The organism is Opitutales bacterium, assembly GCA_013215165.1.
Taxonomy (GTDB): Bacteria; Verrucomicrobiota; Verrucomicrobiia; order Opitutales; family JABSRG01; genus JABSRG01.
In genome coordinates this window covers 74,050-90,017 of record JABSRG010000003.1, presented here as the reverse complement: position 1 = coordinate 90,017, position 15,968 = coordinate 74,050, and the positions used below count along the sequence as shown (strand labels likewise).

The following is a 15,968-nucleotide window of genomic DNA, read 5'->3' as shown; positions in this document are numbered from 1 at the left end:
ACGTCAGAGTCAATTTCGATTTCTACTTTTGAGCTATCGAGTCTGGATGGATTCCTCAAGTCACTCAGCGTAATCAGACCAATAAAGGTGGGGCCGCATCGTCGAATGGCCGATTGCTGCGAACCAACCCCACCCATATTTGGAAATTGGTCATCCTTTCGCTTTCATTTGCACGATTTGAAAGCTCGCGAAGAGAATGGCAAAGCCTCCAACAATCTCAAAAACACCGAAGCTCTCGCCCAGCAACAGTGCGCTGAACACACAGGTCGTCGCCGGTGTGAGCATTTGCAAAGTCGATCCCTTGGCTACGGTAATGTAACGAAAGGACTCCGTGACACACAGTTGGCCACCGACAACGATGATCCCCGCTAAAACTGTCAGTCCAAGCGCCATGGGATCCGTGATAAAGATCCGATCTCCAGCAAATGCCAAAGAGATTACCAGGGTAAACACACACTGGGATGCAAAGATATTAGACGTATTCTCGGTGTGGCGCAGATGCCGGATGAGAACGACACAGATGCCGCCTGCTGCTGCGCCAAAGATCGCGAGAATGTCATAAAATGGCTCCCCTCCGCCGATGCCTTGATCGAAATAAATGCTCACCAGCCCGGCAAACGCGATAGCGATGTAAATACCATACACCCAGCGGACGGATTCCTTTATGAAGACCATAGCAAAAAAGGCCGCAAAGAGCGGATACGAGCCGGTGATCATGCCCGCGCGGCCCGCTCCGATCTCGATGATGCAAATGTAGAAAATCGGGATAGCGATGCCCCCGATCAGTCCGCGCAAAAACAGCAGGCGATTGGTGATGATATGGCTCAGCGCTAGCTTACCTGCACGGTTTTGCATAATGGCGATCGCGACCAATCCAAGAAAGCCACGGTAAGTCGCGCTGACCCAGCCATCGACTCCGTGTGCTTTGTTAAGGTAGCTCAGGAGCAGTGCGGTCGCAGAGAAGCAACCTATCGAAGCAAGCGATAAGATGACCCCTCGACTTTCATGAGATTCTGTGGCTTGAGCTGGTGTTGTCATGGTTTCCTTTCTGGAAACCCATTCCACGGCTCAGCTCACAAACACATTTTCTTTGCAATAACAGAAGCCCTGGAAAGGGCCTCCGTATATTTCTCATTACAGCCGACCCACTTCGTGTGCTTTCACACGAATAATAAGGAGCCAGCTGAGTTTGATCTGTCGCATAAGACGATTCATGAAAAACCAACTATTTAAGCGGTTGGCAAGATGAGAAATCGTGAAACGTATATTCAGCGCAGTTCGCACCCATTTTCGAGCCAAGTAGCATACTCAGCCTCTTCCATCTGGCGAGCAGCGAGAGCAAGCGTGTTGAGGACAGCTTCTTCCTCGGGTGCGGTAAGACGATAACCATTAATTCCCAAAAACGTGTAAGCCGCCATGAAACCGATGCGCTTATTACCATCGATAAATGGATGATTTACCACCAAGCCGAACGCGTAAGATGCGGCCAATTCATATACAGTGGGATCCTCATAATAAAACCGATTTATAGGTCGCCCCAAGGCAGCCTCCAATGCGTTCTCATCACGAATTCCGTCGGAACCGCCAAACCTGTAGATCAATGCATGATGGGTAGAGACAACATCTGCTAGCTCGAGCCAATTTGGTTCGCTTGCCATCTATTTAGCAAGTTCTCGCAATGCATTCCGGTATCGATTCATACCCTCCTCGGCGATCTCCATCTTCTCTTTAAACCCGGGTCGATCTGGGTTGATATTCAATGAGCCCCTCGGAGCTTCTGTAAGGTAGACTGCTTGGCCTTCTTCGACTTTGAGGACCTGTAGCGCCTCTTTGGAGAGAACGATTCCGAGAGAGTTTCCGATTTTTCTGACTTTTGCTTCGATGGCCATGTTATAACATTTGTTAAATTCGCCTAGATGAGTCAAGAATACAGTCAGTTTTGAGCCAATTGCTCAAGGTATTGGGCGTCACTCAATGCCAACGACCGAAGTTTAACTAATCTCCCGGCGGCGACGAAGCACCGCCCTCCAGCTCTCTCTAGAATAGATCGGGAGAGACATGCCTGTCGTAACCCATTGCCCAAAAACCTCCACCATGCGAGCGACTAGATTCGCGGAGAATGCTTCGGCCGCAACTAGCTGAGCAAGAGATCGATATCGTCGCGCCCGATCATTGAGCTGCCGCGGATGGAGGCGTCTCCGCTGTTTATAATCTGATCGAACACAGCCTGTTTACGCTCTTTGAGAAGCATGATTTTCTCCTCGATAGTGTGCCGCATGATAAGGCGTTGGATGAAGACGGTTTTTTGTTGGCCCATGCGGTGAGCTCGGTCCGAAGCCTGACGCTCTACGGCAGGATTCCACCATGGATCGACATGGAAAACGTATTGGGCACGTGTCAGATTTAGCCCGACGCCCCCAGCTTTGAGGCTAATCAGGAAGAATTTAGGTGTATCTGACTCTTGAAAGGTACGGACTACCTCTTTGCGTTTTTTGGCCGGAGTGCTTCCGTCCAGTCTCAAAACAGGCAAATTATGCTCATGGGCGACGTCTTCAAGCAGATCCAACGTGCGTGTAAACTGAGAAAAAAGGAGCGCTGAAGATCCTTCGTTCTGTAGCTCTTCCATGCGCTCCAACAAAAAACTGAGTTTGGGAGCGGTCTGCTTGACAGGCTTGCCGATGATCTCGGGAGACACACAGACTTGCCGCAATCGTAAGAGCGCGGTCAATGCAACGATCCCAGCTTGGGCTTTTGTTTTATTTTTGTAGGCGGCCATCACCTCCGCACGGACTTCACCCACGGTACGCGTGTAGATCTCACGCTGCTCCTCCGTCATATCGAGATAGATCTCCGACTCTACTTTCGGGGGCAGTTCTTTGAGAATTTCCTCTTTAGTACGCCGCAATACGAAGGGTCGAGCTCGGCGTAACACGTGGTCTTCACCCTCCTTAAGTTGCTTACGAAATGCGGCATATTGTCCAAAAATCCCCGGCAAACACAGGTGCATGATCGAGTAGTATTCGCCCACATGATTCTCCATCGGTGTGCCTGTCAGGCATAGCGTGAACCGGCGTTTCAGCTTTGATACTGCCTGAGTCCGCACGGCGTTCACATTTTTAAGGGCCTGCACTTCGTCGAGTACCACGATATCCCATGTGGTTTTCTCAAGCGCGCTTATGTCTCTGCGTACCGTGTCATAAGTAGTCAGGACGACATCGACTCCATCACAGCGGTCTAGAGAGCGGTCACTCCCCAAGTATTCATAGACAGACAACGTCGGGCAAAAGCGCTCAATTTCACTCAGCCAGTTAAACACCAACGACGGGGGCAAGACCACGAGGTGCGTCGATACTTTGCCCCGTTTTCTGCCATTCTCTCCAGAGATCTGTGACAAAAACGTGATCGCCTGGAGCGTCTTCCCCAAGCCCATATCGTCGGCTAAACATGCGCCAAATCGATGCCCATAGAGCCAGCTCATCCAGTCGAATCCGCGTTTTTGGTAGTCGCGTAATTTCGCCTCAACGCTTTTGGGGACTGCCTGCTTTGGGATACGATCGAACTGCCTAAGCCGCTCAAAGATCGCCTCCGCTTCAGCGGGTAACTTTAACTGCACGCCATTTTTACGCAGGTCGATCCAGTCGAGTATTTGAAGCCGCTGAACTTCGATTTTTAGAGCAGCAGTGGTTGCTGAACTCTTCTTATTGCGCACCGGACCAAACAATTCGCGCAAGCGTCCGAGCGCTGAGTCCTGCTCTAGGTGGGGGATCACCAGTTTACCATCTTCGTCGGTTAATAATAGCTCTCCACGGATCAAGGCGTCCCATTCTGAGGCATCGATGTTGAGGTCCCCGCACCGCACTTCAGCCTTGAGTTCGAACCAATCGATTTTCTCACCTTCTTGGGCCTCTACTTGGATGGCTACAGGAGCCATTGCGACCGGGGCATCGTCAAACTCTAAGTCGAAATCACACGCCTGGCTTAACAACACAACGCGCCGGATAAAGGCTGGAAAATCCGCTTCTGCAATAAACAGGGATTCATCCACATATTCAGTGTTCAAGGTCTCACGCTCCAGTTCACGCACGCCGATCAAGACTTGGCACACCGCCGCACCCACGCCATTCAACAGAGCCCAACCGGACTCCGTAGCAAAAAGATGATGGTTGCTCTTTTTAAAAACGCATAAGGAGGTAAAACTCTTCAAGAAATCGCCAGCGAATTCATCCATATCATAGGCACTCGTCAGGCTGGAATGTTGGCACGCTTCCTTGATGACTGCTTTGGCCTTTGATTTCGGGGTGATCAAAAGCAGACGCATGGTATGGATTAGATGGCTGCAACGCCGCTGTGCCCGGAAAAGCACGCGCGCATCCTCGTCATAAGCCAAAAACCGCTGAACCGACTGCTCGTAAAAATCGAGAGGCACTGTGAGATCATCAGCCGAATAGCTCCAACTGACCACATAGCCTCCAGTTTTTGGCCGATGTTGGATCGATACTTTCGCACGCACGCGGATCGGTTTTAATTCCGCCAAAGAGGCCGAAGGATGTCCATCTACTGCAAGGCTGATATGGTCCCCGGCCAGTTCGGTGCTCTTAAAGTGAAAGGTATATCGATTAAATGTATCCTGGTCGATTGAGCAAAGACACCGTGGATCTTTAAGTTCCTCAGGCTGCAGCCAAATCGGACCCGTAGAGTCCATCATGCTCGGAACGCTTGATTGGAAACGTGCCTCAAACGCGACGAGCGTTCCATCGGTCTTGAAAAAAAACGGGTCGAGCGGCCAAAGATCCTCTAAATCATCATCTGGCACCAAGCTAAGCACCACTCTGTTTGCAGTGGTCTGAAGATCGAGCATTCCATCGCTTGCGTGGGTCTCGTAGGTTCCATTGAGGCGCACCAGTTCTGAGCCTTCGGACCGCACACATAAGTCAGCGCCCATCTCTGAAAGCACCTCACGCATGACCAGCGGATAGGGTTGATCATCAAACTGCCGCCTCGTGTATGCGAGGTAACTATCCACCTTGTCCATGAAACTTCTGAATCCTGGAGCATTGGGATTACAGCCCTCAGGCGAGATCGACGGGTGGCCATCCTCGACTTCCAACACAAGATAAGGGCGAGCATCAGACCTGATGCGATCGTCGGGGTCCCCACTGAACGCAAAGGTTTGCCTGCTAGAGGTGTCGATACGCGACCCGCTCACAGACTCACTCAGGCTCCTGGCCAGGCGTATCAAATGGCGCTCAGGCGGTGCATAAAGCAGCACATTGGTCCCTTGGGTCAGCAGATAAATCCAGGCTACGACTGCAAACACGTGTTTGCATGCAGCATGCATATCATGCACTGGACAGTCACAATAGTGATAAAATGAACTCGATGCATCCCCGATCTCTACCTGGTAGATCCGCTTTCCACGCACCCGGGCAAAAAATGTATGGTTCGCCACGTCATAACTTAGGTCCAGCACAGCGCCTGACAGGAAATATTCTTCTCCACGCATCCTGGATTGATTGTCGCCAAGGGCACGATACGCATCGCGCGGCATATGCTTGGCCCACTCCCATGGGCCAAAAAGAGGCAGATCGATTGAGCTAGAATCCGGCATGTTTAGGTTCTCAAAAAAACTGAGTATTTTCCACGCGAAACCCAGCAACACAGTGGAGCAAACATATTCTAATTGAATTTGATCCTACACCCGCTTTTGTTTCCACTTTCCAACGCACATGAGCACACCCAAGAAGCCGCAAGACGACCGCAATTTGGTCGAAGTCACCCCCGAAACCCCTCAACCCTCTGATGAGGAGCGCCTCGCTTTATTTTGGAATGCCTCCAAAGGGTATGTGATTGTTGCAGCCGTTGTCTTCATCGTCGCAGTTATTGGAAATCAAGCCATCTCGGCGACGCGTGCAAGCGCTCAGGAATCCCAGAGCGCGGCTTATCTCGATGCACTCCATAGCGAAAGCCTGAGTAGTTTTGCCGAGGAAGAAGCCAATAGCCCGCTCGGCGGGTTTGCGTTTCTTAAAATTGGCGATGAGGCCTATGCATCGGGCGACTTTGCAGCCGCGATTACGGCTTACGAAGAAGCGGCCTCCACCCTAGCAGACACACCGCTCAATGGCCGTGCAGAGCTTGGCTTAGCATTTGCGCAAGCACGGAATGGCAATACGTCAGGAGCCACTACCATTTTCGCTCAATTGAAGACAGAAGACTACCCAGAGGTGCTGCGCGGCGAAGCGGCCTACGCCCTGGCGGTCCTTGCTCTAGAATCCGAGGATAATGCGGCGTTCGAGACAGAAACCGCCTACTTGCTTGGCCTGGAAACAGGTCAACAATGGATAGCGCGTCTACAAGCCATCGCCCCAGGACGGGTCTAGGACTCCATCCACGGGACCGATGCACACCGAGATCGCACACCAATCCGAACAAATCCATCGCTGGCAACGGGGCCCCTCCACATTCTGGGTTCACCCTGAAAAAGGGGCTCGGCTCATGCGGTGGGACATCGAGATGGCCGATGGCAGTGTGCGCGAGATCCTACATTGGCCAGATCAAGCCGACTGGTCTCAGGCAGGAAAAATCCGCGGCGGCAATCCCATCCTCTTTCCCTTCTCAGCACGTAGTTTTTTTAAAGGCGAACTGGGCTATTGGAAAAGCCCTCAAGGCAAACGGCCCATGCCGAATCATGGCTATGCACGGCAAGGTGCGTTTCAGTTAGAGAATGCTGCAGCTGACGGGTTCATTGCACGTTTTTTACCGGACACCGAGGCTCAGGCAAACTACCCCTTCGACTACAATTTTTTTGTCGATTACCGCTTCCACGACCTCGCTCTTGAAGTGACACTCACGCTTGAAAACACCGGGACAGAACAGATCCCTTGGAGTGCCGGCCATCACTTTTACTTCAATTTGCCCTGGCACGCCGATTTAGAACGCTCTCACTATGAGATCCACCTGCCCAAGTGCAAAGGCTTCCGGCAAGATACGCGGGGCAATCTACTCGAAGATAAAACCGTCCAACAGGTGGAGAATTTTGGTAATGACGCCATCAACGATCGCATCCACACCAAACTCAAGCGCCCCGATGCAAAGTTCGGGCCTGCCGGAGGCGAAGAATGGATCCAGCTCAGTTGGGAGGACTCCCATGGCCCCGCAGCCTGGCATGCCTTAACCACTTGGACCGACCAACACGACAGCCTCTTCTACTGTGTCGAACCCTGGATGGGCCCACCCAATGCCGCCGAAACCGAAAAAGGCCTCCACTGGGTCGCCCCCAATACCAGCCAATCCTACCGTGTGCGCGTAGAGCTGGGATAGCCATGAAAGAGCACAGCATAGACAAAGCGCATATAGAGATCGGCTCGTTGCATGACTTTGAAGACGAGGTAAATGACGTGCGATATTGGTTAACGCGATCGCCCATAGAGCGCTTAGAGGCCCTTGAGTTTCTAAGGAGAAACGCTTATCAATATGATCCCTTTTCCGAAAGACTTCAAAGACTTCTTGAAGCTTCTTGAGAAGCATCGAGTCAGATACTTAGTCGTCGGTGGATACGCGCTGGCCCTGCACGGTTACGTTCGGGTAACTGGTGACATGGATATCTTCATCGAGGTCTCCCGAGACAATGCCGATCGAATCTTCAAGACTTTCAACGATTTTGGCTTTAGAGATCCTGTTCTGCGCGAACTTTTCAGAACACCGGGAAAAATGGTGCGGATTGGACGCCCGCCACTCCGAATCGAAATTCTGACTGAAATATCTGGAGTAACTTTCGAGGATGCTTACCCGGAGGCAGAATTCCTTGTAGATGGCAATGATCGTGTCGCCTACATTGGCTATGAGAAACTGATACAAAACAAACGATCGACTTCCCGACCAAAAGACAAATCCGATGCAGATGCGCTAGAAAAAGGTAAAGGCCAGGATATTTAGCAGCCATGCCACACCCGATCCCCAGTTTAGAGACCGAGCGCCTTCTTCTGAGGCCGTTCACCTTTGAAGACGCTACCGATATGCAGCGACTGGCTGGACATGAAAAAATCGCCTCAACGACACTCAATGTGCCTCATCCTTATGAAGTCGGCATGGCTGAGCAGTGGATTGCTACCCATGCTAAGGATTACTTCGCGCAGGGCAGCATCAATCACGCACTATGCCTCAAGCAAACAGGTGAGCTCATCGGAGCCATAGGACTTGCAATTCAAAAACGCCACAACCGCGCTGAACTCGGCTACTGGATAGGCGTCCCCTATTGGAACCAAGGCTATTGCACCGAGGCCGCCCGTTGCCTCATTCGGTTCGGGTTTGAATCCATGAGCCTACACAAAATTACCTCATGCCATCTTCATGACAACCCGGCCTCTGGAAGGGTCATGCTGAAGGTAGGCATGGAATTCGAAGGCGAGCTCAAGGATCAAATCCGCAAGGGGGATGCCTATATGACCGTTCGAGTCTACGGGATTCTTAATCCAAAGACTTGAGGACTTAAAGGCCATGTTCTCAAGCAAAGGGACACAGGCGCAAACTAGATGTGGATAGAGTCACCCCATCCCCCATAGACCCCTGACAATCACACAAAAAATTAGCGTCCATTCGCGTGTATTCGCGGATCAATAACTCATCGACACCCACGCCTCTTTCGACATCAGAATTAAACAGTTGGCCATTACTCGATTCTGCCGATGCTAAAAAAACTGTGTCCGATCCTGATCTAAAAGTCACTCACGATAGGCTCAAGCTCGCTGGAGTATTTTATATTCTCTTCGGCCTCATCGCATTGCCCGGGCTTTTTTTTATCGGATTACACAGCCTTTTCCTACCTGACTTGGACGCCTTGAGCCGACAGCTAGATCTTGGCATTGATCTCAAACAGATCATCCGCGTACTCGAAATCTCCGTTGCTGTCCTGATCGTCGTGCACGTTGCGGCATTTTGCTATGTGGGGTGGTGTTTCATCAAATTCAAGCACCATACCACCTGTGTCGTCGCCGCTATCTTCGCCTGCCTTTCCGTTCCCTTAGGCACAGCCCTTGGAGTTTGTTCGCTGATTCTGCTCACTAAGCCAGAAGCAAAGCGTCTCTTTGGGAAAGCAGACCACCCTCCGAAATAAGTCCACTGAAGGTTTGCCACGACGGACTGAGCTGACATGGTGCGCCGCTCGTGAACTCGCTCCGCTCAGAGGTTTGGCATACGTTCAAACTCGCTTTTCCCATGATGATGGGCCAGATGGCTGTGCACCTGACTCAGCTCGTCGATGCAGCCATGATCGGACGTGTCGGCGTGGATGAGCTCGCAGCGGCAGCATTTGCAGCAAACTTCTATATGCTCTTTTTTATGGTCGGCTTTGGGTTGAGCATCGCCGTATCTATTTTCACGGCTCGGGCCTATGGTGCCGGTGATTCGGCCGGCCAGCGCGCCACGCTGGGAGCTGGAATCAACGCTACATTCTGGCTCGGTGTTCTCTTAGCAGTGGCCTTGCACGCCCTTCTACCCGTCGCCGAATATTTTGGCCAGGAGCCCGCCGTTCTGGGCCACGCACGCTCCTACATCATTTTGTTAGGCTGGTCCTCGGCACCCGTGCTCATGATGGCGGCGCTGAAATCGTATGGCGAGGCTATCGACCGCCCATGGATTCCTCTCATCTGGACCCTAGCTGTGGTCCCTGTAAATGTTTTCCTCAATTGGATCTTTATTTTCGGTAACCTTGGCGCACCGGCGATGGGTTTGGATGGAGCAGGCTTGGCTACCCTATTAGCCCGCATCATCTGCTTTGTTCTGATGTGGATTGGCTACGAAAAAGCGGGGCTCCTGGAACGCAACTGGAGCCTCCGCGAATTGATTCTGCCACAGTGGCGCGCCGTGAAGGATATTGTTAAGACAGGAATCGGCACGGGCATTCAGATTTCTTTCGAGGTCGCCTCCTTCAATGTTGCGGCGATCATGATGGGATGGATCGGAGCGGTTAGCTTAGCCGCGCACAATATTGCGATTAGCCTCGTGGGCCTAGCCTTTATGATCCCCCTGGGACTCAGCTTTGCTATCAGCATCCGCATCGGCCAGGCTCTCGGTGCGCATCAAAACCAACGTGCATCCCGTATAGCATGGGCCAACGTCCTTTTTGTGATCATCATCATGGCCTGCCCAGCCACCGTGCTGGCCGCCTTCCGCCACCAGTTGCCCTGGATCTTTCTTGATCGCGGACTGGCCGAGACGGCTCAAGTCGCCGCGCTGGCAGCGACATTCTTGCTCATCGCCGCCTTTTTCCAACTCGGCGATGGCTGTAACATTATCCTCATGGGCATCCTCCGCGGCTATAATGACATCCGCGTACCGACGATCCTGAGCTTCTTCATCTTCTGGTGCTTCGCCATTCCACTCTGTTTCTTCCTCACCTTCGGCACTAGCCTCGACCTCTCGCGCGTCCCGGATTTCCTCCAGCCTCTCGCACACATCGGATTCGCTCTCGAGGGCGCCGGCATGTGGGCCGCTCTTTCCGCAGGCCTCTGGGTCTCGGCGATCATTATGGCCTCCCGGACCCGCGGGGTGATCCGAAGATCCTTGGTCGACGAGGAGAGATAATCCGCTAATAAACGCGAATTTACGCGAATGATGGGCAGAAACCTAGACTGAAGATCCATTCGAAAGACGTCGAAAAGGCACAACAAATACATGCAGCCAAAGTACATCAAACTATTCGCGTGAATTAGCGTTCATTAGCGGATAATCAATGGAACTGGCTGACATGGTTGTCGCCGAGCTATGGTCGGGTGAGTTCCATCAGCAGAGTAATACCTCCTTGGTCTTCGTCAGGTGTTTCAATACCAGGAATGAGGGCATATTGCCCAGATTCCATAACGATCTCAAACGGAGTGGTTTTCTCTTTGTAATCGAGTTCACCGTTCCCTGCCTCTTGCAGTGCCGACAGCGTAACAGATAACTGAACTAGATAGGACTTATCTTCCAGATTTGTAACGGTAACTTTCGTCTGGAGACCCACAGTTTTCTCCACGCCGTTATCCAGATAATCATCGCCAACCGTAATGACCCCGGTGCGATTCTCCAGCATCGTGATAGGCGGAGCAGCCAAAGCATCACCAATATCTTCGGGTAATTGAACCCCGCCGATTGCGCCAGTCAAATAAAGTGGAGGTGCGGAAGCTCCATTTTCAACCGTCGAACGCACTCCCTGAATGACCTTCATGCGTATTTCCACTACGTTCTCTTCAGGCTCAACAGGTCCTGTAAGCGGATCGATCGGCGTGGAAGTGGTATCAGAACTCCGAACTTCCTGAGCACCTGTTGTCGAAATTAAGAATCCCGTGGTGAGCATACAAGCTAACCAAAATTTGCCGCCGGCAGGAGAACGCTTTTGACTCATATCCAAAACCGCCTCAACCCGACTGCGTAGTGTTGACTTTCTCGCCATAGAGACGGTCGAGGCGTCGGGTAAGTCGTCTATGAGAGCACTCGCCATCTGTGCTAGTGTCGATGTGTAGGCGAGAGGCTCCACACCTGATTCGAGAGCAAGATCATCACAGGCTTTCTCCTGGGCTAGTCTCAACCGGCGGGCTGCGAGCCAGACCAGTGGATTGAACCAAAAGACTACAGTCACCGCCTCCGCGAGTGCTCGAACCCATAGGTCTTTTCTTCGCACATGAGCTTTCTCATGAGCGAAAACAGCAACGAGTTTTCCGGTGGACCAGCGATCAGCTGAAGCAGGTAGCATCAGGGTCGGGTTCAAATAACCGAATAGAAAGGGCGAAGGCACCGCATCGCTCACCCGTATGTGCTCGGATGAGATCACATCGTCTTCTGACAAGGGCAGCCTAATTTCCGAGTCGTTCAACGAAACCGAATCCAGAGTGATCCTGCGCGCTCTCAAATAACCACGCACCCAGCGCCAAAGAAAGAAGAACACCCCCGCGCCCCAGGCGCCCCACAGATACCAACCGAAGTGGATGCTATGAAGCACGGAACCCGTTGCTGAGTTATTAACGATCGTCCGAGTGTCTGAGGTTTGGGAATCCGAGAAAACGACAGATACTACAAAAGTTTCCTCAGCATCGAAAAACATGCTCTCCCAAACCGATATCGGGCTCGGCAACCAGTGGGTTAGTGGCGTAGCCGCGACTGCGGCAAACGCGATCGTCCATAATGCAGCGACCTGCGACGATGAAAATTTTCCCAGGCGATCGAATAACCAAGCGAGCAGAAGCATCGCGGATGTCTTCATGGTGATGTCCGCGAATAATGACAGGGATTCAGGAATCATCTTTCTGGGGTAGTGTTTGAGGATTGGCGCTGTTTAGCCTGCTCGATCAGCTGCTCAATTCGGCCGATTTCTTCAGGAGTGAGTGTGTCGTTTCTATCGCCGACGAAAGCAGCGACGGCTCCGGCGAGAGATCCGTCGAAGAGACGTGCCACCACATCGCGGACCGCACGGCGCTTCGCCTTGGCGGGTGAGGTGGTCGGGGAGTAAATAAACTTCCTCCCCTCTTTACGATGCACCACATGGCCCTTCTGAACGAGGATACGTAAAAAAGTCCGAATAGCTGAATCACTGATCTCGTCAGATAGAGCCTCTCGCACGTCGGCTGCAGAGCCACTGCCTTGCGAAATCAGGATTTCCATAATCTGCCGCTCCCGTCGACTCAGGGCATCTAAATCATCTTTTGGCATGAAGTGTTAGTTCTCTAACAATTCAGACTCACGCAAGCTAAAAGTTAAAATTTTAGCAATTCATACATCAACGGGACATAACTCACCGACAAAACCAACCTGTTTCAGATCCGCTAATAGACACGAACTCACGCTAATGTTGGGCAGAAACACAGACTGACGGCCCACTCTAAAAATGTTGAAAAGGCACCACAAATACACGCGGCCAAAATGCATTAAACCATTCGCGTGAATTAGCGTTCATTAGCGGATTATCCTTCAACTGACTTACATGGTTTTCGAAGAGCCGAGCTGGGGCACGGCGTTCCCAGCTTTGTAGAGATGTCTCCTACGAGGACCATCAGTCCGTAAGCACTCAATCGGATTCGCGGATAATTTTTCCTGAAGAGATGCGTGATTTCGCCGATTCCCGTCTTGCCTGAGGGCTCACGCCCGCAATGGTCGAGATTATGACACCGGTCCTTCTCGCAATCCGTGATGGCTGGGGCGTGAACAACGTCCCGGAACTGGCACCTTTCAACGCAATCGCTCAGGCAGATACCCCCTTTTGCGATCATCTTTCCGCTGAGTGGCCACGTACGGAGTTGGCCGCGCACGGGCCCGATGTGGGCGTACCACCAGGGATCATGGGCAACAGCGAGGTCGGTCATCAAAACATCGGAGCAGGCCGGATCGTGGATCAGGAAATCATGCGCATCAACAAGGGCCTGGAGGATCTTGGTGCTATGCTGGAAAACCCTGCGCTGAAAAAAGCCTTTGACCGGGCAAAATCAGGCTCCGGGAAACTCCATCTGATGGGACTCGTCTCCGATGCCGGAGTCCATGCCATGATCGAACACCTTTACAAGCTCCTTGAGATCGCGTGGATGGCAGAAATTGAGGAAGTCTACATCCATGCATTTACCGACGGGCGCGATACCGCACCTACCAGCGGTTTGGGCTACATTAAGGATCTAGAGGCCAAGTGTAAGGAGATCGGCATCGGCCAAATCGCCTCGGTCTGCGGCCGTTTTTGGGTGATGGACCGCGATAAACGCTGGGACCGGGTAGAGAGAGCTTACAATATGCTGACCGGCAAAGATGCACCCATCGCGATCTCGGCGGAAGCCGCCATTCAAGGTTATTATGATGCTCCGGCGGGTGAGTCGATGAAAGGCGACGAATTTGTGCCCCCTACTTGGATCGCCGATGAATCGGGTGAGCCCCGTGCTACGTTTTCCGATGGTGATTCCGTGGTCTTCTTTAACTTCCGTGGCGACCGACCACGAGAAATCACCGCCGCACTCATTACCGATGACTTCGACGGCTTTGATCGCGGTGAAAAACTCGATCTGGTTTATGCCACCATGACAGACTACCAGAAGGGCCTGTGCCCTGACATCGTCTTCCCGAAACCGCCCAAAATGCCTAACATCCTTGGCAGTTTTCTCGCCGATAAGGGTATCCGGCAGTTCCGCTGCGCTGAGACCGAAAAATACCCCCACGTCACATTTTTCTTTAATGACTACCGCGACGAATCCTTTTCCAAGGAAGAGCGCCAAGTCTTGCCGAGTCCAGGCGTTTCCACCTATGACGAGGCTCCCGAGATGTCGGCTCAAGGCGTGATGGATGCCGCTGAAGAAGCCATCTTGAGCGAACGCTTCGGACTGATCGTAGTTAACTTTGCCAACCCTGACATGGTCGGGCATACTGGAAGTATTCCTGCCTGTGTGCGTGCCTGTGAGATCGTAGATCGTGGCGTAGAAAAACTCTGTAAAGCCATCGACAAAATAGGCGGTGTTGCTGTCGTGACCGCAGATCACGGCAACTGCGATCAGATGGGCTTCCCCGACTCTGATGCGATTCATACGTCACACACGCTCAATCCTGTCGAACTCGTGCTGTATGGCGCAGCGGTCAAAGAGAAGACGCTATTCCAAGAGGATAATCGCCTGGCCGACATAGCGCCCACCATCCTTGATCTCATGAAAATTGAAAAACCGGTGGAAATGACAGGGAAATCGCTGATTGTGTGAGCATGAGAACCTCCGTCTCTGCTCTAATTTCAATCATCGCCCTATCGTTTTCCGCGTGTGGTGGTGGAAAAACCGAGGAGGCCACTGAACCGGTCGACCTCTCCACCCTACCCGCCATCATCGATCCCGCTACGGTCACAGTCAGCCAAGCTGTGATTGATCAAGGTAAGCGTGTCTACACTCGATCTTGCTTAGCCTGTCACATGGCCGACGGCCGAGGTATGCCGGGGATGCAACCGTCACTCATTGGATCCGAAAAACTCGCTGGTGATCCCTATGTCCTCATCGACTGGGTATTGCGGGGCAGTGATGCCCTGGGTGGCGCACCATCCAAGTGGCCGGTCCGTATGCTCCCGCACGACCACCTCAGTAACCAACAAGTCGCCGCAGTCGTCTCCTACACCCGCAACGCATTTGGCGACGGAGCGAGCGGGGTGTCACCCGAGATGGTCAGCTTAGTTCGCGGTGAGTGATCCGCGAGATAGAGCGAATGTATTCATCCGCTAATGGACGCGAACTAACGCGAATCTTTTGAATAGCACCGCCTTTATCTGTCCAGGCCTTGTCTCGAGCATAGTCTTGAAGATGTAGCCAAAGTTACCCAAGATAACATTCAGGTGCCTACAACTCATACAGATGCTCGACACATAGCTTTAGCCAAAGAAGCTTTCAACAGTATCGGACGCTCTGCTTCTGGTCGTTTGCTCCGAATTTCGAAGTGACCAAAGAAAGTCTACCTCTGATTATTGACGGACTCAGGAAACACGGGGATCAACGAGCGTTCTTATTGGCAGATCGATTATGCCAATAAGTGCATTTCAAAAGGCAATCTTTGCAGCTTTGTAGCCTTCTCGTTCTCAGGACAGCTTTGTGTTCGGTGCCACGGTTCTCAATGAGGCAGCTGACACAATTCGCTACTCACGCGACATCGATATTTCGCACGACAAACCTGAAATCGTAGCCCAATCAGCTTTAGATGATATTGAGCTCCTCAAAACTGCGGGTTTCGAAGTGGTGATTCAAGTAGGTCGGCCAACCTTCTACAGAGCCCAAGTCCTACATGGAAACCAAGCCGTGTTGCTCAAATGGGTGCAGGACTCGGCGTTCCGGTTTTTCCCGGTGGGGGCAATCCCGAGACTGGTAAAATAACAGGAATATTATCTGCCGATTAATGTAAATGTTTGGGGGCCTTTACCTTTCGATGATGGCACTATCCAGTTTTCTCTTTCAAAAAAATTAGTGTTCATTCGCGTGTCTTAGCGGATTCAAGCAAAA

Annotated in this window: 15 protein-coding genes; 9 read left to right on the top strand and 6 right to left on the bottom strand. The window is 52.1% G+C overall.

Translation table 11 applies throughout. The features are described 5' to 3' along the window. Nucleotides 1-150: 150 nt before the first annotated feature. The 4 genes from HRU10_00485 to HRU10_00470 form a co-directional block, all read right to left on the bottom strand. A complete protein-coding gene (locus HRU10_00485) occupies nucleotides 151-1,038 on the bottom strand; it encodes a DMT family transporter (GenBank protein ID NRA25710.1) in 888 nt (295 codons plus the stop codon). Between the two features lie 230 nt (nucleotides 1,039-1,268). Beyond that, complete coding sequence (locus HRU10_00480; protein NRA25709.1) at nucleotides 1,269-1,658, bottom strand: type II toxin-antitoxin system death-on-curing family toxin; 390 nt, start codon at nucleotides 1,656-1,658, stop codon at nucleotides 1,269-1,271. Then, a complete protein-coding gene (locus HRU10_00475; protein ID NRA25708.1) occupies nucleotides 1,659-1,889 on the bottom strand; it encodes an AbrB family transcriptional regulator in 231 nt (76 codons plus the stop codon). Between the two features lie 245 nt (nucleotides 1,890-2,134). Continuing rightward, nucleotides 2,135-5,608: a DEAD/DEAH box helicase gene (locus HRU10_00470; GenBank protein ID NRA25707.1), complete on the bottom strand. Its 3,474-nt coding sequence runs from the start codon at nucleotides 5,606-5,608 to the stop codon at nucleotides 2,135-2,137. Nucleotides 5,609-5,726: 118 nt separating this feature from the next. On the opposite strand from HRU10_00470, the gene HRU10_00465 reads away from it, so the two are divergent. The 6 genes from HRU10_00465 to HRU10_00440 all read left to right on the top strand — a co-directional run bounded on the left by HRU10_00465 (nucleotide 5,727) and on the right by HRU10_00440 (nucleotide 10,578). Then, nucleotides 5,727-6,377, top strand: coding sequence for a tetratricopeptide repeat protein (locus tag HRU10_00465; GenBank protein NRA25706.1), 651 nt, complete (start codon nucleotides 5,727-5,729; stop codon nucleotides 6,375-6,377). Nucleotides 6,378-6,396: 19 nt separating this feature from the next. Next, entirely contained in the window at nucleotides 6,397-7,317 is a 921-nt protein-coding gene (locus HRU10_00460; protein ID NRA25705.1) for an aldose epimerase, read from the top strand. A gap of 153 nt (nucleotides 7,318-7,470) precedes the next feature. Further along, nucleotides 7,471-7,932, top strand: coding sequence for a hypothetical protein (locus HRU10_00455; protein NRA25704.1), 462 nt, complete (start codon nucleotides 7,471-7,473; stop codon nucleotides 7,930-7,932). Between the two features lie 5 nt (nucleotides 7,933-7,937). Further along, complete coding sequence (locus HRU10_00450; GenBank protein NRA25703.1) at nucleotides 7,938-8,480, top strand: GNAT family N-acetyltransferase; 543 nt, start codon at nucleotides 7,938-7,940, stop codon at nucleotides 8,478-8,480. 215 nt (nucleotides 8,481-8,695) lie between these two features. Next, nucleotides 8,696-9,109 carry a hypothetical protein gene (locus HRU10_00445; GenBank protein NRA25702.1) on the top strand — a complete coding sequence of 138 codons (414 nt, stop codon included), beginning with the start codon at nucleotides 8,696-8,698 and terminating at the stop codon, nucleotides 9,107-9,109. Nucleotides 9,110-9,159: 50 nt separating this feature from the next. Next, nucleotides 9,160-10,578, top strand: a complete 1,419-nt coding sequence (locus HRU10_00440) for an MATE family efflux transporter (protein NRA25701.1) — start codon at nucleotides 9,160-9,162, stop codon at nucleotides 10,576-10,578. Between the two features lie 178 nt (nucleotides 10,579-10,756). On the opposite strand, the gene HRU10_00435 is transcribed toward HRU10_00440, so the two are convergent. Both HRU10_00435 and HRU10_00430 read right to left on the bottom strand, forming a co-directional pair. Next, a complete protein-coding gene (locus HRU10_00435) occupies nucleotides 10,757-12,271 on the bottom strand; it encodes a M56 family metallopeptidase (protein NRA25700.1) in 1,515 nt (504 codons plus the stop codon). Beyond that, nucleotides 12,268-12,678, bottom strand: coding sequence for a BlaI/MecI/CopY family transcriptional regulator (locus HRU10_00430; protein ID NRA25699.1), 411 nt, complete (start codon nucleotides 12,676-12,678; stop codon nucleotides 12,268-12,270). Before HRU10_00430 ends, HRU10_00435 begins: the two co-directional genes overlap by 4 nt. A gap of 437 nt (nucleotides 12,679-13,115) precedes the next feature. Between HRU10_00430 and HRU10_00425 the strand changes: the two genes are divergently transcribed. The 3 genes from HRU10_00425 (at nucleotide 13,116) to HRU10_00415 (ending at nucleotide 15,842) form a co-directional block, all read left to right on the top strand. Next, on the top strand, nucleotides 13,116-14,693 hold the full coding sequence (locus HRU10_00425; GenBank protein ID NRA25698.1) for a 2,3-bisphosphoglycerate-independent phosphoglycerate mutase: 1,578 nt from the start codon (nucleotides 13,116-13,118) through the stop codon (nucleotides 14,691-14,693). Nucleotides 14,694-14,695: 2 nt separating this feature from the next. After that, entirely contained in the window at nucleotides 14,696-15,166 is a 471-nt protein-coding gene (locus HRU10_00420; GenBank protein ID NRA25697.1) for a cytochrome c, read from the top strand. Between the two features lie 397 nt (nucleotides 15,167-15,563). Continuing rightward, on the top strand, nucleotides 15,564-15,842 hold the full coding sequence (locus HRU10_00415; protein ID NRA25696.1) for a hypothetical protein: 279 nt from the start codon (nucleotides 15,564-15,566) through the stop codon (nucleotides 15,840-15,842). Nucleotides 15,843-15,968 lie beyond the last annotated feature (126 nt).